This is a genomic window from Pedobacter yulinensis, from assembly GCF_003029735.1.
Taxonomy (GTDB): Bacteria; Bacteroidota; Bacteroidia; order Sphingobacteriales; family Sphingobacteriaceae; genus Pedobacter; species Pedobacter yulinensis.
This window is the reverse complement of record NZ_KZ686270.1, coordinates 299,888-315,024: the sequence shown is the minus strand read 5'-3', so window position 1 is coordinate 315,024 and position 15,137 is coordinate 299,888. Positions and strand designations below refer to the sequence as shown.

The following is a 15,137-nucleotide window of genomic DNA, read 5'->3' as shown; positions in this document are numbered from 1 at the left end:
TTAATTTTGAAGGGCAAAAGTTTTTTTTAATTCTTTTGACTGTGTTAAAACAAAATTAAGGCTCCCGGTGTAGCGATTTTCAGGTTATGCCTCAGTTTGGCGCAGTTTGCTGTGACGGTATCCGTACATGAAGTAAATAACCAGGCCAATAACCAGCCAGATGCCGAAGCCGATCCAGTTTGATATACCCAGCTCGCACATCATATACAGGCAGCTGATCAGTCCCAGTACGGGAATCAGCGAGAGTTTGTGCGTAACACAGAAAACGGCAATGACCACAGAGATTGCCAAAAAGATCCACATGGGTATTTTATGCTTGAACAGTGCCCATCCTGATTCGTATTTTTTATCCTGAGTTATTTTGCTCTGGTTAATAAAGGCTGCATAGCGGTCGGCTTTCAGGTCTGTCAGGTACGCCACGGCATCGATATTGCCTTTGGGCAGGATAACCGGCGCCATAAACGTGCTGATCTCCCTGCGCACGGTAGCCAGTTCGACAGAGTCAAGCGAGGTTACAAAGGTAACGGGCTCATTCAATTTTGCTTCATTCGTTACGAAGGCAAGCGTTTCCTGCTTGTACCGCGTAAAGGCAAGGACAAGTAAGGCGGCAAATGCCAGCGGAATAATGTACCGGCTGTTCAGGTAAGGGATTCTAAACCTGCCCCGTTTTACGTCGGGCCGGTTCTGCAGCACCAGCACGCCAGCGCAGACCAGCACGAAGGCGAACAGCGTGCCGATAGAGCACAGATCGGTAACTATGGTCAGATTCATGAAAAGTGAGGGAACTGCCACCACAAAACCGACCACGATGGTGGCAAAAGAAGGCGTTTTGTGTACCGGGTGAATGCGTGAAAAAGCTTTGGGCAGCAGGCCGTCGCGGCTCATGCTCATCCAGATGCGGGGCTGGCCCAGCTGGAAAACCAGCAATACGCTGGCCATGGCAAAAATGGCACTGACGGCAATAATACCGCTCATGAGCTTCAGGTCTATTTTATCGAACACGTAAGCAAGCGGGTCGCCTACGGCCAGGCTTTTGTAATTGACAATTCCTGTCAGCACGAGCGCAATGGCAACATACAATACCGTACAGATAATGATGGCCCACATCATGCCCCTGGGCAGATCGCGCTGCGGGTCACGGCACTCTTCGGCAGTAGTCGAGATGGCGTCAAAACCAATGTATGCAAAGAAAACGGCAGAAACGCCTTTTAGTATGCCCGAGACCCCGTTTGGGGCAAAAGGATTCCAGTTGTTGGTATCCACATAAAAAATGCCGACCGAGATGACCAGCAGGATCACCGCCAGTTTAACAACGACCATGGCGTTGCTTGCATTTCTTGACTCTTTCATGCCGCGGTATACGAGCCAGGTAATGAAAATAATGATGCCCAATGCGGGAAGGTCTGCCACGAAATGAAAACTGCCAATGGTCGGCGCGGTATTCCAGGCATTACTGGCTACCGCAGTCGCCTCGTCCAGATTGAGGGCATTTGTTCCCGCTTTCTGAAGAGCCTCGGCCCGCAGGTGACCATTGTAGGCAGACAGGTAGTCCATGGTCATCCAGTCGGGCAAATGGATGCCTTTGATGTCCAGGGCCGGTATATTGATCGATGACAGGAGACCTGTAAAGTAGTCAGACCAGGAAATGGCGACTGTGATGTTCCCGACTGCATACTCCATGATCAGCGACCACCCGATAATCCAGGCCACAAGTTCGCCGAAGGCCACGTAAGAGTAGGTATAAGCACTTCCCGAAACGGGAACCATAGAGGCAAATTCAGCATACGCAAAAGCGGCGAAACTACAGGCTATTGCCGTAAAGATGAAAAGAAAAATGACTGCCGGACCGCCATCGGCGCTGGCCTTGCCTATGGTGCTGAAAATTCCGGCGCCGATAATGGCCGCAATGCCGAAGGCTGTCAGGTCACGTACGCCAAGCGTTTTACGGAGGCTATGGTCGTGTTCGCCATAACCCCGCTGCGCATCTAGCAAAATCTTTTCGATCGTTTTTTTTCTGAATAGTTTTTTGAACATATGCGCCCAATAAGTTTGTCGCCAAACTTAATTATAATTTAATAAATGTAAGCCTGCGCCCTGACTAACCCAGTTTATCCAGCTCTTCTTTCACAAACGCTGCAAGTTTTTGCACATAAGCTGCACTGAAATCGAACCTGATCCCTGCTGTTTCATAAATCTCGTTCATTGGGCGCGTGTACCCGAGCGAAAGCGCCGCAAGGTATTGTTCAAGTGCCCGTTCGGGGGCTTCTTTGTAATTTTTCCACACAGCAATGGCACCAAGCTGGGCAATTCCGTACTCAATATAATAAAACGGGACCTCAAACAGATGCAGCTGTTTCTGCCAGGCGTTGCCGAACGCAGCTTCCAGGCCGGTCCAGTCGGCGAAAGCTGCACCAAAACGGCTGTAAATCTGTTTGAAGGCTTCGTCACGGTCGGCGGGGTTGTGGTCTGGGTTGGTGTAGATCCAATGTTGAAACTGGTCAATAACAGCTACCCAGGGCAGGGTTTTCAGTACATCGATAAGCTGTTCCCGGCGCGCACGCAGCAGGTCTTCTTCTTTGTCGAAGTAAACATGCCAGCTATCCATAGAAAGCAGTTCCATGCTCATCGAGGCCAGTTCAGCCACTTCAGACGGGCAATGTTTAAAATCGTTCAGCTCCAGGTTTGCGGTCAGAAAGGTGTGCACAGCGTGGCCGCCTTCGTGCACCATGGTGGTCAGATCCCTGAACGAGTTGGCAGCATTCATGAAAATGAACGGAGCGCCTGTTTCTGCCAGAGGATAATTGTACCCGCCGGGCGCTTTGCCTTTCCTGCTTTCCACGTCGAACAGGTTGTTGGCCTTCATTGCAGCCAGTTTTTCGCCAAGTCGTTCATCGATGTTATTGAAGCAGGCAATACTTTTGTCGATCAGTTCGCTGCCGTTCTGGAAGGGTTTGAGCGCAGGTTTACCGCTGGTGCTGACATCCATATCCCAGGGCCGGAGCGGGGATAGACCCAGCGCCTGGCTGCGCTGCCCGGCCAGTTCCTGTAAAATCGGTACGATCTCTTTTTCTATGGCTTCGTGAAAATCGTAACAGTCTTTTGGGGTGTAGTCAAACCGGCCAAGCGCCTGAAACATGTAGTCACGGTAGTTTTCAAAGCCGGCATTCAGGGCCACCTGGTGGCGCAGGCTAACCAATTCATCAAACAGCAGGTTCAGCTCGTCTTTGTCTGTCATGCGCCGCTGCTGAATGGTTTCCCAGGCCAGCTGCCGCAGCTCGCGGTCCTGGTCTTTGAGAAAATTGGCGGCCTGTTCCAGGGTATATTCTTTGCCCCTGATCTCAACGCTCATGGCCCCTGTAATGGACTGGTATTTCTGCTGCGTAACCTGCAGTTTGGTAAACAGCGGGATGTTTTCTTCACGGTACAACTCGAGCGCTTTCCTGATGCCGCGCAGGTAGACAAAATACTTGTCCTGATCAAGCTCCTGTAAATATGGACTCTCAGTAAATTTGATATTTAACTGGTTGCCCAGGGGCGCGATTTTTGGCTCAATTTCGGTTGCGAAATACTGGAAATCCTGCACCAATTGTTCATTGGCTGTGTCGCAGGTCATCCTGATGTACCGCCAGGCAAAATCCTCTTCCAGTACCGCTTCGAGTTCGCTGCGGTTTTTCAGCCAGGTTTCGAGCGCTTCGGCATTGTCTACCGGACGCTCCAGAAGTTCGTTGAAAAGCGGCTCCAGGTTCTCCCATTTGATTTCAAGATCGGCGGGTACCCAGGTGCGGGGTTTTTTATGGATGCTCAGTGTGTTCATGTCAGGTATTGGGATAAGTTCTGATGAGTGTATCGATAAGGAAACAGGCGGCGAAAATTACCGAAGCCACGCCGTTCGTGGTGGCAAATGCCCGGTTAACTTTACTGATGTCGCCGGGTTTAACAAGCAGGTGCTGGTAGATCAACATGGCGCAGAAAAAAAGAAGACCGACGTAATATACAGGACCAAAGGTGCTGAAGAACAAAGGCGCGATTACACAGGCAGCCGACAGAACATGCAGCCAAACCGACACCTGTAGCGCCCGCCGCCGGCCCAGCAACGAGGGGATGGAATGTAGTTTTTCCTGTTTATCAAAGTCTTCGTCCTGCAGCGCATAAATGATATCAAAGCCCGCGGTCCAGAACAATACGGTAAACGAGTAGAGCAGTGGAACAAGATCAAAGTGACCGGTTACGGCAATGTATGCGCCGATCGGAGCAAGCGCCAGCCCCAGCCCGAGCACCAGGTGACAAAGTGCCGTGAAACGTTTTGTGTAGCTGTAAAACAAGACCACAAACAGCGCCACAGGCGAGAGGTAAAAGCACAGCGGATTGATGAACCAGGTTGCGGCCATGAATAAACCGCAGTTGATCACCACGAACAGCAGAGCCTCTCTGGCAGAAATGCGACCTGCAGGAATGTCGCGGTCGGCCGTACGCGGGTTGCGTGCGTCAATATCGCGGTCCAGGTAGCGGTTAAACGCCATGGCCGAATTTCTGGCAAAGACCATACACAGAACCACCAGCAACAATTTGAGCCAGGAAAATGGTGCATCAGCGCTGCTCACTCCCAGGAAAAAGCCGATCAGCGCAAATGGCATGGCAAATATAGAGTGGGCGAAGAGCACAAGTGAGAAGTATTTTTTCATTAAATCAGGTCTTCTGCGATTAAAAACTTACAAAAGTATCAGGAAAGCTTGGGTAACACAAAATCTTTGTTTACCTCTTCAATAAAGCCAAGCAGTTCTTCGCGCCCCTCACCTTTTTCGGCAGAGGTAACGAATACCGGAGGTATTTCCTCGAACCAGGCTGAAAGCGACTTTCGGAATTTGGCTACATTCTGGTCGGTTTTGCCGGCGCCCTGTTTGTCGGCCTTGGTAAACACAATGGCAAAGGGCAGGCCGCATTCGCCGAGCCAGTAACAGAAATCAAGATCGATCTGCTGCGGCTCGTGCCGACTGTCTATAAGTACCATTACGCACTGCAGGCTTTCCCGTTTTGTCAGGTAATTGCGAATAAATTTCTCCCATGCTTCCCGGCTTGACTTCGAAACCTTTGCGTAACCATAACCCGGAAGGTCGACGATGTACCAGCTTTCGTTGATCAGGAAATGGTTGATCAGTTGCGTTTTGCCCGGGCGCTGCGAGGTTTTCGCCAGTCCGTGCTGGTTAACGAGGCGGTTGATAAGCGAAGACTTACCTACGTTTGAGCGCCCGATGAACGCATATTCTGGCTTGTCTGGCGCGGGCAGCGCCGAGACCTTGGTGTTGCTGCAAACAAATACGGCCGTTTTAATGATCATGCAGCAAAGGTAGGCAAAAGTTAGGTGTTCGCATTCAGCGAAAGACGCCCAGACCCGTCGGGACCGAATCTGCTACTGCAATGTTGCCCGACGGGCGAGATGCCGGGTGCTACTAAGCTTCGAATTCACTATCTTTGCTGCCCAGCATGAGTCAGCAGATTACACCATACCAGACAGGAAGTACCAGCAAGAAAGAGCAGGTAGCCGATATGTTTAACAACATCTCAGGAACATATGATTTTCTAAACCATTTTCTTTCGCTGGGTATCGACATCATCTGGCGAAAAAAAGCGATCCGCGAGCTGCAGGCGCTGAAACCCAGGCTTATGCTCGACGTTGCCACCGGCACGGGCGACTTTGCGCTCGAGGCAATCCGCATACTCAGACCCGAAAAGATCATAGGCGTCGATATTTCTGAAGGGATGCTCGAGGTAGCGCGCAAAAAGATTGCAGAGAAGAACCTTTCTTCGGTATTTTCTGTGCAGCTTGGCGATTCTGAGGGGCTCCATTTTGAAGACAACCACTTCGATGCGATTACAGTGGCGTACGGTGTGCGTAATTTTGAGAACCTGGAACGGGGGCTTGCAGACATGTATCGGGTATTGAAACCGGGAGGCAAAATTGTCATTCTCGAATTTTCGAACCCTTCGGCATTCCCGGTCAAACAGCTATACAATTTTTATTTCAGGCGGGTTACGCCATTTTTCGGCCGCATGTTTTCAAAAGATGAACGTGCCTATTCTTACCTGCCCGAGTCGGTAGCCGCATTTCCTGACGGCACGCGGTTTACGGCCCTGATGGACAAGGTCGGTTTTGCGCAGAGTACACAACGCCCTTTAACCTTTGGTATCAGTTCAATTTATACCGGCATCAAATGAAACACATCGCAGTCCTGCTTTTGTTGATCTCCTGCAGCACGCTGGTCAGCGCACAGAAGTGGGGCGGAGGCGTCGATGAAGAGCCGGTACACTTCGGCTTCAATTTTCAGTACCTCAGCTCTGAATATAAGGTGCTGAAAAAAGCCGACTGGCGAAACCCCTATTATGACCGGGGCCTGAACGACAACATTACAGACTCGCTGAACGCGGTTTACGGCCGTTCTTCGCCAGGCTTCGGTATCGGGTTCGTAGTCAATTACCGCCTGGGCAGCAGGTTTGATGTACGCATGACGCCTTCACTCGTTTTCAATGACCGCTTGCTGAACTACGTTTATAAGGAGCCGGCCGTTAACAATACGAACTTTTCCAGCCTGCAGCAGCGGGTCCAGGCTACGGTTGTCGACTTGCCCGTTGGCATCAAACTTAAGTCTGACAAGGTGGGCAATTTTCGTGCGTATGTGTTGGGTGGCTTAAAATATTCGGTGGACATTACACCCGGTAAAAAGACAAACGACGAGGACAAGGCGCCGATCAATAAGTTGCTTAAAAACCAGCGCAGTTATCTTTCTTATGAGGCAGGCATCGGGTTTGATATCTACTTCGAGTATTTCAAAATGTCGCCTGAACTGAAGCTTTCTTACAGCATGAACGATGTGCTGAAGCACGAAGATCATCCATACGCGAACCCCATAGACCGGCTTACGCTGCGACATTTCACATTCAGTTTGTATTTCGAATAGCCCTGCCGAAGTAAAAAATTTTACATTTGCGGTGTAAAAAAACTAACTCATGCCTCAAATTGCCCTGATCACCGGTGCAACGTCCGGAATTGGCGAAGCCTGTGCCCATCAGTTCGCCAGCCAAGGATACCGGTTAATACTCCTGGCCCGCCGGGAAGAGCGGCTCCAGCAGATAGCCCGCGACCTTACTGAACAATACGGAGTTGCCACCAACATCCTGGTTGCAGACGTACGCCTGAAAGACCAGGTAGAAGAAGCGCTGGCTACCCTAAGCGGCGCAGACAGGGAGATCGATGTGCTTGTGAACAATGCCGGCCTGAGCCAGGGCCTGGATCCGATAGACAAGGGGAATACCGACGATTGGGACACGATGATCGATACCAACGTCAAAGGGCTTCTCTATGTAAGCCGTGTCGTTTCAGGCTGGATGGTAAACCGCGGAAAGGGCCATGTCATCAACATCGGTTCTATTGCCGCCAAAGAAGTTTACCCGAACGGGAATGTATATTGCGCTACGAAACACGCGGTCGACGCGCTGAGCAAGGGCATGCGCATCGACCTGCTGCCGCATGGCATTAAAGTTACGGCAATCCACCCCGGCATGGTCGAAACGGAGTTTTCCCTGGTGCGTTTTAAGGGCGATGCCGGTCGCGCCAAAAAAGTATACGAGGGGCTGGAACCGCTTGTAGCGCCTGATATTGCAGATGCGGTGTGGTATGCTGCCAGCCGCCCCGCCCATGTGAACATCAATGACCTGGTGATCATGCCTTCAGCCCAGGCCACCGGAACCATCGTGAACAGAAAGTAAGTGACAGCGGCCCTGCCGCAAAACAATAATTAACCCCGCGGCGTTTTTTTAAGCGCTGCCTATAAAGCCATTACCATGATTTCAGAAAACATAGACCAGGAGATCAAAAAAGCCATGCTCGCAAAAAACGATGCAGAACTGCGCGGGCTTCGTGCCATCAAGGCCGCATTGCTGCTGGCCAGGACCGAAAAAGGGGCTTCAGAACAGCCGGACGAAGATGCCGAACTGAAGATTCTTCAGCGTTTAATCAAGCAGCGCCGTGAATCTGCTGATATTTATCGCCAACAGGGCCGCGAAGATCTGTTTACCGTTGAAGAAGAGGAAATTGAAGTCATCAGCCGGTTTTTACCAAAACAGCTTGATGCCGCAGAAGTAGAGGCGGTGATCGCCTCGGTCATCCTGCAAAGCGGGGCGTCGTCTATGAAAGATATGGGGCGCGTTATGGGGCTGGCAAACAAGGAACTTGCCGGTAAAGCCGACGGAAAACTGATTGCCGAACTTGTCAAAAAGCAACTCTCTTAGTCAGTTGTTCTTTTTTTGTTTTCGGTATGTAATCTGCCTTTAATTACTTTCAAAGGCCATTTTTGTTTGCCGATTGAAAATTATTTGTTATTTTGCCCTTATATCAACATTACTCTGCTAACTTAGTAGCAGCTTACTCTAGCACCCATATATGAAATACGAAGTAATTGAAGCAGACGGTTTTAGATACATAGAAGCGGGAGCGGGCGAGACCCTTTTGTTACTTCATGGCCTGATGGGCGAATTGAGCAACTGGGAGTCGACAATCGATTATTTCAAAGGCCGATATCATGTAATTGTTCCGATCCTGCCGCTGTATGAATTGCCGATTCTGACGCTGGGTGTTAAAAGCATATCCAAATACGTTCACCGTTTCATTAAATATAAAAAGTTGGGGCAGGTTGTGCTGGTGGGCAATTCGCTTGGCGGCCATGTTGGTCTTGTCTTTACCGTGGCACACCAGGAAAAAGTAAAGGCCCTGGTCTTGACCGGCAGCTCCGGCCTGTACGAAAATTCTTTTGGCGGTTCTTTTCCGCGGCGCGAGAGTTATGATTACATCCGTGAAAAAGTCGAGTTTACCTTTCATGATCCGGCCATTGCAACAAAAGAACTCGTAGACGAGGTGTTCAAGACCATCAACGACCGTTCGCGGGTTTTGCGCATTTTGACCATTGCCAAATCGGCCATCAGGCATAATATGGCAAAAGAGCTGCCCAAAATTACCATTCCCGTATCGCTGATCTGGGGCAGGAACGATCGTGTAACGCCGCCCGATGTGGCCGAAGAATTTCATGAACTGCTGCCCAACTCAGAGTTGAACTGGATTGATGAATGCGGACATGCGCCCATGATGGAGCATCCTGAACAGTTCAATGTCTTGCTTGAGAAGTTTTTAGCGCGTATATTGCTTAAATAAAATGATTGCCTCAGAGATCATATCAGATGCCATCCCGCCGCTGAAGACTTCAGACACGGCGCAGAAGGCGCTTGACCGGATGACTGATTTTAAGGTGAGCCACATGCCTGTGGTGAACAGCGAGCAGTTTCTGGGCCTGGTTTCTGAAGATGATTTGTTTGAAGTGCAGGACCTGGATGTGCCGATCGGCGGACTGTCACTTTCGCTCATCAATCCGTTCGTTTATGAAGACGCGCATATTTATGATGTGGTGCGCATGTTTCACCAGCGCAGGCTGTCGGTGGTGCCGGTACTTGACATGCAAAAAAACTACCTGGGTGTGGTGTCTGTACATGCGGTGCTCGAATATGTATCACAGACGTATGCGGTCAGCGAGCCGGGCGGCATCATTGTGCTCAGCATCGGCAACCGCAACAATTCTCTTTCACACATGGCGCAGATCGTCGAGGCAGACAATGCCCAGATTCTCTCGTCTTATGTACAGGCATTCCCTGATTCAACGCGACTCGAAGTCACGCTGAAGATCAATAAAACGGAATTGACCACCATCGTTGCCTCATTTGAGCGGTACAATTATGAGGTGGTCAGCGTGCACAACAACAGCGATAACGAGAACGGCAGCCGCGACCGTTACGACTCGCTAATGAATTACCTCAATGTCTAGCTTTTAAGCCGAAAATCCTATTTTTGCTCGTCCGATTGCAGCTTAGTCCGTTCTCAACACCAGGCAGGGCCATGATCGATTTAATACATAATCTACAAACAGGCCAGGAATGACGATTGCCATATACGGAAGAGATTTTAACGAGAGCGTGCTCGCTTATGTACAGGAAGTCCTTGACGCACTGAATGAATTCGGGGTTAAACCGTTTATCTATACGAAATTTCACGCTTTTTTAGTTGGCAAGATCAGCTTTCCGGAAGGTACGGGCACTTTTCAGAACCACACCGAACTCAGGGACTGCGCAGAGGTCCTGCTCAGCCTGGGGGGCGACGGTACGCTGCTCGATACGCTTTCGCTGGTTCGCGACTCCGGTATCCCGGTTATCGGCATCAACTTTGGTCGGTTGGGTTTTCTGGCCAGTATTAACAAAACTGAGATCCGCAATGCCATCGGCGCGCTGGTCAACCGGCAGTACAGCATTGACCAGCGGGGACTGCTCTTACTTGAGTCGAAAGAACACCTTTTTGGCGACGAGAACTTTGCGCTGAACGATATTACCATTCACCGGCGGGACAATTCGGCCATGATGATCATTCATGCTTTCATGAACGAAGAGTTTGTCAATTCTTACTGGGCCGACGGACTGATCATTGCCACGCCCACCGGCTCAACCGCTTACTCGTTAAGCTGCGGTGGTCCGATCATTCACCCGAGTTCAGAAAGTATGGTCATTACGCCGATTGCACCTCATAACCTGAATGTGCGTCCGCTGATCCTGCCAGACCACTTCAACCTTTCTTTCGAGGTTGAACTGCGCAGCGCAAAGTTCCTGGTGTCGTGCGACTCGCGCACGGTCACTGTAGACCGGTCTGTCAAAGTGGGCATCAGCAAGGCCGGCTTTCACCTGAACCTGGTCAGGCTTAACAATGAAACCTACCTGTCTACGTTAAGGAACAAAATGCTTTGGGGAATTGATACGCGCAATTATTAGTATGACCGGCACCAGATCTGTTTTCGTTTTGCTTGTCCTCTGCCTTTTTCCAGGCGGGGTTGTCTGTGCGCAGCAGCCCTTTCCCGACACTGTATGGGAACTGGGACTCAGCGGCGGCGCTGCCGGATACATGGGCGACCTTAATCCCTCGAATCCCTTCCGAATCAGCGGGCCATCGGCAGCTGTGTACGGCAAGATCCATTTCGATGCACACTTCGGTCTGCGCGGGCAATACAGTTACGGCTCGATCAGCGCCAGGGATTCGCGGTCTTCGAATGCGCAGATCCGAAAACGTAATTTGAGTTTTAAATCACCGCTTCACGAAGCGGCGCTCCTGCTTGACTTCAATTTCATGGATTATTTCTCTGGTGGCGGGCGACAGTTCATGACTCCGTACCTTTTTGCCGGTGTGGCTGCGACAGCCTTTGAACCATCAGCCAAATACCAGGGAAGCACGTACCGCCTTGCAGAATACCGTACCGAAGGTCAGGATGTCCCTTATAATCGCATTGTTGTTTCAATTCCCTACGGCGCCGGGTTCAGGTACAATTTCAGGGGAAACTGGAGTGTGTTTTCAGAGATAGGCTACCGGACCAGCACCAGCGATTACCTGGATGATGTGAGCGGAACCTATACCCGTTTTCCGGATCAGGTGGCACCATTGCGCAGGGCCCTGGCCGACAGGTCGGCAGAGCTGGCAGGAGGCACCTGGAACGCTGCAGGCAGCCAGCGCGGCGATTTTAGAAAAAGAGATACATATATGTTTGTTGGTATTGGCATATCTTTTACCTTTGTGCCTCAAAATTGCTATCGCTTTTAAGCTGATTTTGATATAGATAGATGGGATTTAAAGAACAGATTAACCAGTCAAACGTACCACAGCACATCGCGATCATCATGGATGGAAACGGGCGTTGGGCTAAAAACCAGGGCAAGTTCAGGGCATTTGGCCACGAGAGCGGCGTATTGTCTGTTAAAGACATTGTTGAAGGCTGCGTAGAGGTCGGAGTAAAATACCTGACTTTGTATACTTTTTCGACCGAGAACTGGAACCGTCCGGCAGAGGAAGTGCAGGCCCTGATGGAGCTGCTTGTTTCTACCATCAGCAATGAAACACCTACCCTGAATAAAAATAACGTTCGCCTGAACGCAATCGGCGATATTGCCTCGCTTCCGCAGAAATGTATCGACGACCTGGAGGCAGCGCGTGCCGAAACAGCCGGTAATGATGCCTGTACCCTGAACCTGGCCCTGAGTTACAGCTCCAAATGGGAAATCCTTGAAGCGGTTAAACGGATCGCCACGCGCGTCAAAGAAGGTTCGCTTGAACTTGATGAGATCAATGACGGCTTTTTTTCGTCCTGCCTGGACACAGCAGGCATGCCGGATCCCGAACTCATGATCAGGACCGGCGGAGAACACCGCATCAGCAATTTCCTGCTGTGGCAAATGGCTTACACCGAACTTTATTTTACCGATATGCTGTGGCCAGACTTCAGAAAAAATGACCTGTTCGAGGCCATCGTTGACTACCAGAAACGCGAACGAAGGTTTGGAAAAATCAGTGAACAATTGAACTAATTTTTCTTTTAACACTTTTTAACAAGCCTTTAAGTTAACTTAGCAGCACTTTTTAAGATTAGAATAACAGTGCCCCGACCGGTGAGTATACCAGACAAACATCATCACGCAAGCTGCCAGTCGCCTAAAAAAAGAATGTATTCTTAATGAAAAAAATATATCAACTCGTATTTTTCCTGCTGATCAGTTCATCGGCCTTTGCCCAGTTCCCGAAACCGAATCCTGCGCCACCATCTTTGAAGATCAATGGCTCGGAGCTGGATTATTTCAGCCCAAAAGAATACATCATCGGCGGCACAACTGTTTCCGGTACGCAGTACCTGGATAAAGAGGTGCTGATCACGCTTTCCAAACTGAACAAAGGCGACCGCATTGTGCTGCCAGGCGAAGCCACGGCAAATGCCATCAAGAACCTCTGGGCACAAGGACTTTTTGATGATGTTCAGCTCAATATTGACCGCATTACCGGCGATTCAGTTTTTTTTGATATAGCTGTGGTCGAGCGGCCACGTCTGAGCTCGATCGAGCTGAAAGGTCTGAGAAAATCAGAACGTACGGCGATCAGCGAGAAACTGAACGAATCAGGAAAGATCATCAACGATAACCTGTACAATACCACCCGCAGAACGATCACGAATTACCTGCTTGAAAAAGGATTTTTCTTTACCAAAGTCGAATTCAAGACACGGAAAGATTCTGCGCAAGATAACTCGCAGATCCTAGAAGCCTGGGTGGATAAGGGAAACCGTGTAAAAGTACACGAGATCGTGTTTACAGGTAACAAAGACTTCAGTTCTGCTAAACTTAAAAAGTACCTGAAAAAAACCAAGCAACAAGCTTTTTACAAAGTTTTTGGTTCAGGTAAATTCAGCAAGGAAAAGTACCAGGAAGATAAACTGAAGATGATTGCTAAAATGCACGCCAAAGGATACCGCGATGCCGAAATCCTGAAAGACAGCGTGTACAAATACAATGACAAATCAGTAGGTATTAAGATAGACCTGCATGAAGGGCCGAAATACTATTTCGGCAACATCACCTTCGTGGGCAATGCGAAGTACCCGACTAAGTTCCTTCAGCAGGTGCTTGCCATTAAAAAGGGCGAGGTGTTCAGCGAGGAAAAACTGGAGAAGAAGCTGAACAATGACCCCAACAACGGCGACATCAACAGCCTGTACACTGATGATGGGTACCTGACATTTAATGCAGAGCCAGTGCAGACCAAGGTATACGGCGATACCGTAGATCTGGAAATCAGGCTGGTTGAGGGGCAGCAGTTCACCAATAACCGGATTATCCTGAAAGGTAACACCATTACCAACGACCGCGTGGTGATGCGCCAGATCAGGACCAAGCCAGGCGAGAAATTCAAGAAAAATGACCTGATCCGTACGGTACGTGAAATCGATGCGCTGGGTAACTTTGATGAGGCCAAAACCTCGCCGCTACCAAAACCGAACCCGGCAGATGGAACAGTCGATATCGAATACACGGTTGAAGAAAAACCATCTGACCAGATCGAGCTTTCAGGCGGTTTCGGGGCCGGGAGGATTATCGGTACGCTCGGCTTGACGTTCAATAACTTCTCGCTTCGCAACCTGTTTAACATCAATGCCTACAAGCCGCTGCCGAAGGGCGATGGCCAGAAACTGAGTATCCGCGGTCAGACAAACGGTAAATTTTACCAGTCTTACAGTTTCTCCTTCTCTGAACCCTGGTTGGGCGGTGACAAGCCTGTAAGTTTCGGTATCAGCGGCTTTACTTCGTTGTCTAACTATAGCTACGGATTAAATACCAGCGCAGATGCGCAGCAGCGCATTCGCCTGAACGGTATTACGGTAAGCATTGGTAAAGTGCTGAACTGGCCGGATAACTTTTTCCAGATCACGCATGCACTCAACCTGCAGCAGTTTATCCTGAACAATTACCCTGGCTACAAATTCAGCACGGGAACTTCTTATAACCTGAACTTACAGGAGGTACTGAGCCGCGACTCGCGCGATTCGCCGATCTTCCCCAAGTCGGGTAGTTACCTGCGTTTTACGTTGCAGCTGACGCCGCCGTATTCATTGATGAACAAAGTGAATTACGCAACGGCATCAGATAAGGAGCGTTACAAATTCTCTGAATACCACAAATGGAAATTTGAGGCGCAATGGTTCCAGCGCGTGGTTGGCAACCTGGTTATCAAAGCGCAGGCGCAGTTTGGTTTCCTCGGCCAGTACAACAGTGCAGTCGGGCAGTCTCCGTTTGAGCGTTTCAAACTTGGTGGCGACGGAATGATGGGCTTTGACTTCCTGCAGGGCTCTGAGATCATTGCCATGCGCGGTTACGCAAACAATGCGGTTATTCCGCTTGGCGCGAACGTTGCGCAGGCACAGCAGTCGGGCAGCCCGATCTTTAATAAGTACGTGCTCGAACTCCGCTACCCGGTTATCGATACAGAGCAAGCCAAGGCGTTTATTGTAGCCTTTGCTGAAGGCGGTAATACCTGGGACCGGTTCCGCGACTTTAATCCGTTCAATGTCAGAAGATCTGCAGGTGTTGGTGCTAAAATATTTTTACCGATATTTGGCTTACTGGGAATTGATTATGGTTACGGCTTCGACAAGATCCCGGGCATCTCAGCTGCGAACAATTACGGAAGGCAGGGTTTCACCTTCAGTATCGCACAGCAGCTGGGTGGTTTTTAACACTTAACA

At 49.9% G+C, this 15,137-nt stretch carries 14 protein-coding genes; 10 read left to right on the top strand and 4 right to left on the bottom strand.

The window, feature by feature from the left end; all coding sequences use genetic code 11:
* Positions 1–84 precede the first annotated feature (84 nt).
* The 4 genes from C7T94_RS15890 to yihA all read right to left on the bottom strand — a co-directional run bounded on the left by C7T94_RS15890 (position 85) and on the right by yihA (position 5,335).
* Entirely contained in the window at positions 85–2,034 is a 1,950-nt protein-coding gene (locus C7T94_RS15890) for an amino acid permease (protein ID WP_107216436.1), read from the bottom strand.
* A gap of 64 nt (positions 2,035–2,098) precedes the next feature.
* Entirely contained in the window at positions 2,099–3,814 is a 1,716-nt protein-coding gene (locus C7T94_RS15885) for a M3 family oligoendopeptidase (RefSeq protein ID WP_107216434.1), read from the bottom strand.
* A gap of 1 nt (position 3,815) precedes the next feature.
* Entirely contained in the window at positions 3,816–4,682 is an 867-nt protein-coding gene (locus C7T94_RS15880) for a UbiA-like polyprenyltransferase (RefSeq protein WP_107216433.1), read from the bottom strand.
* Positions 4,683–4,720: 38 nt separating this feature from the next.
* Positions 4,721–5,335 carry a ribosome biogenesis GTP-binding protein YihA/YsxC gene (gene yihA / locus C7T94_RS15875; protein ID WP_107216431.1) on the bottom strand — a complete coding sequence of 205 codons (615 nt, stop codon included), beginning with the start codon at positions 5,333–5,335 and terminating at the stop codon, positions 4,721–4,723.
* 146 nt (positions 5,336–5,481) lie between these two features.
* Between yihA and ubiE the strand changes: the two genes are divergently transcribed.
* The 10 genes from ubiE to C7T94_RS15825 all read left to right on the top strand — a co-directional run bounded on the left by ubiE (position 5,482) and on the right by C7T94_RS15825 (position 15,128).
* Entirely contained in the window at positions 5,482–6,213 is a 732-nt protein-coding gene (gene ubiE / locus C7T94_RS15870) for a bifunctional demethylmenaquinone methyltransferase/2-methoxy-6-polyprenyl-1,4-benzoquinol methylase UbiE (protein WP_107216429.1), read from the top strand.
* Positions 6,210–6,953 (top strand): type IX secretion/gliding motility protein PorT/SprT, encoded by a 744-nt coding sequence (gene porT, locus C7T94_RS15865; protein ID WP_107216427.1) that lies wholly within the window; start codon positions 6,210–6,212, stop codon positions 6,951–6,953. Before ubiE ends, porT begins: the two co-directional genes overlap by 4 nt.
* Before the next feature lie 49 nt (positions 6,954–7,002).
* Complete coding sequence (locus C7T94_RS15860; protein ID WP_107216425.1) at positions 7,003–7,761, top strand: SDR family NAD(P)-dependent oxidoreductase; 759 nt, start codon at positions 7,003–7,005, stop codon at positions 7,759–7,761.
* A 75-nt stretch (positions 7,762–7,836) separates the two neighbouring features.
* Positions 7,837–8,283 (top strand): GatB/YqeY domain-containing protein, encoded by a 447-nt coding sequence (locus tag C7T94_RS15855; protein WP_107216423.1) that lies wholly within the window; start codon positions 7,837–7,839, stop codon positions 8,281–8,283.
* A gap of 151 nt (positions 8,284–8,434) precedes the next feature.
* The gene (locus tag C7T94_RS15850) at positions 8,435–9,199 is read left to right on the top strand and encodes an alpha/beta fold hydrolase (protein WP_107216421.1); all 765 of its coding nucleotides are present in this window, start codon (positions 8,435–8,437) and stop codon (positions 9,197–9,199) included.
* A 1-nt stretch (position 9,200) separates the two neighbouring features.
* Positions 9,201–9,863: a CBS domain-containing protein gene (locus C7T94_RS15845; RefSeq protein WP_107216419.1), complete on the top strand. Its 663-nt coding sequence runs from the start codon at positions 9,201–9,203 to the stop codon at positions 9,861–9,863.
* 109 nt (positions 9,864–9,972) lie between these two features.
* Positions 9,973–10,854, top strand: coding sequence for an NAD kinase (locus tag C7T94_RS15840; RefSeq protein ID WP_107216416.1), 882 nt, complete (start codon positions 9,973–9,975; stop codon positions 10,852–10,854).
* Between the two features lies 1 nt (position 10,855).
* On the top strand, positions 10,856–11,674 hold the full coding sequence (gene porG / locus C7T94_RS15835; RefSeq protein ID WP_107216414.1) for a type IX secretion system protein PorG: 819 nt from the start codon (positions 10,856–10,858) through the stop codon (positions 11,672–11,674).
* Between the two features lie 20 nt (positions 11,675–11,694).
* Complete coding sequence (locus tag C7T94_RS15830; protein WP_107216412.1) at positions 11,695–12,435, top strand: isoprenyl transferase; 741 nt, start codon at positions 11,695–11,697, stop codon at positions 12,433–12,435.
* Between the two features lie 146 nt (positions 12,436–12,581).
* Complete coding sequence (locus C7T94_RS15825) at positions 12,582–15,128, top strand: BamA/OMP85 family outer membrane protein (protein WP_107216410.1); 2,547 nt, start codon at positions 12,582–12,584, stop codon at positions 15,126–15,128.
* Positions 15,129–15,137 lie beyond the last annotated feature (9 nt).

Coding starts and splice junctions, on each gene's coding strand:
- C7T94_RS15830 (WP_107216412.1), top strand. CDS start 11,695: ATGGGATTTAAAGAACAGATTAACCAGTCAAACGTACCACAGCACATC.
- C7T94_RS15850 (WP_107216421.1), top strand. CDS start 8,435: ATGAAATACGAAGTAATTGAAGCAGACGGTTTTAGATACATAGAAGCG.
- ubiE (WP_107216429.1), top strand. CDS start 5,482: ATGAGTCAGCAGATTACACCATACCAGACAGGAAGTACCAGCAAGAAA.
- C7T94_RS15890 (WP_107216436.1), bottom strand. CDS start 2,034: ATGTTCAAAAAACTATTCAGAAAAAAAACGATCGAAAAGATTTTGCTA.
- C7T94_RS15885 (WP_107216434.1), bottom strand. CDS start 3,814: ATGAACACACTGAGCATCCATAAAAAACCCCGCACCTGGGTACCCGCC.
- C7T94_RS15825 (WP_107216410.1), top strand. CDS start 12,582: ATGAAAAAAATATATCAACTCGTATTTTTCCTGCTGATCAGTTCATCG.
- C7T94_RS15840 (WP_107216416.1), top strand. CDS start 9,973: ATGACGATTGCCATATACGGAAGAGATTTTAACGAGAGCGTGCTCGCT.
- C7T94_RS15855 (WP_107216423.1), top strand. CDS start 7,837: ATGATTTCAGAAAACATAGACCAGGAGATCAAAAAAGCCATGCTCGCA.
- porT (WP_107216427.1), top strand. CDS start 6,210: ATGAAACACATCGCAGTCCTGCTTTTGTTGATCTCCTGCAGCACGCTG.
- porG (WP_107216414.1), top strand. CDS start 10,856: ATGACCGGCACCAGATCTGTTTTCGTTTTGCTTGTCCTCTGCCTTTTT.
- yihA (WP_107216431.1), bottom strand. CDS start 5,335: ATGATCATTAAAACGGCCGTATTTGTTTGCAGCAACACCAAGGTCTCG.
- C7T94_RS15845 (WP_107216419.1), top strand. CDS start 9,201: ATGATTGCCTCAGAGATCATATCAGATGCCATCCCGCCGCTGAAGACT.
- C7T94_RS15880 (WP_107216433.1), bottom strand. CDS start 4,682: ATGAAAAAATACTTCTCACTTGTGCTCTTCGCCCACTCTATATTTGCC.
- C7T94_RS15860 (WP_107216425.1), top strand. CDS start 7,003: ATGCCTCAAATTGCCCTGATCACCGGTGCAACGTCCGGAATTGGCGAA.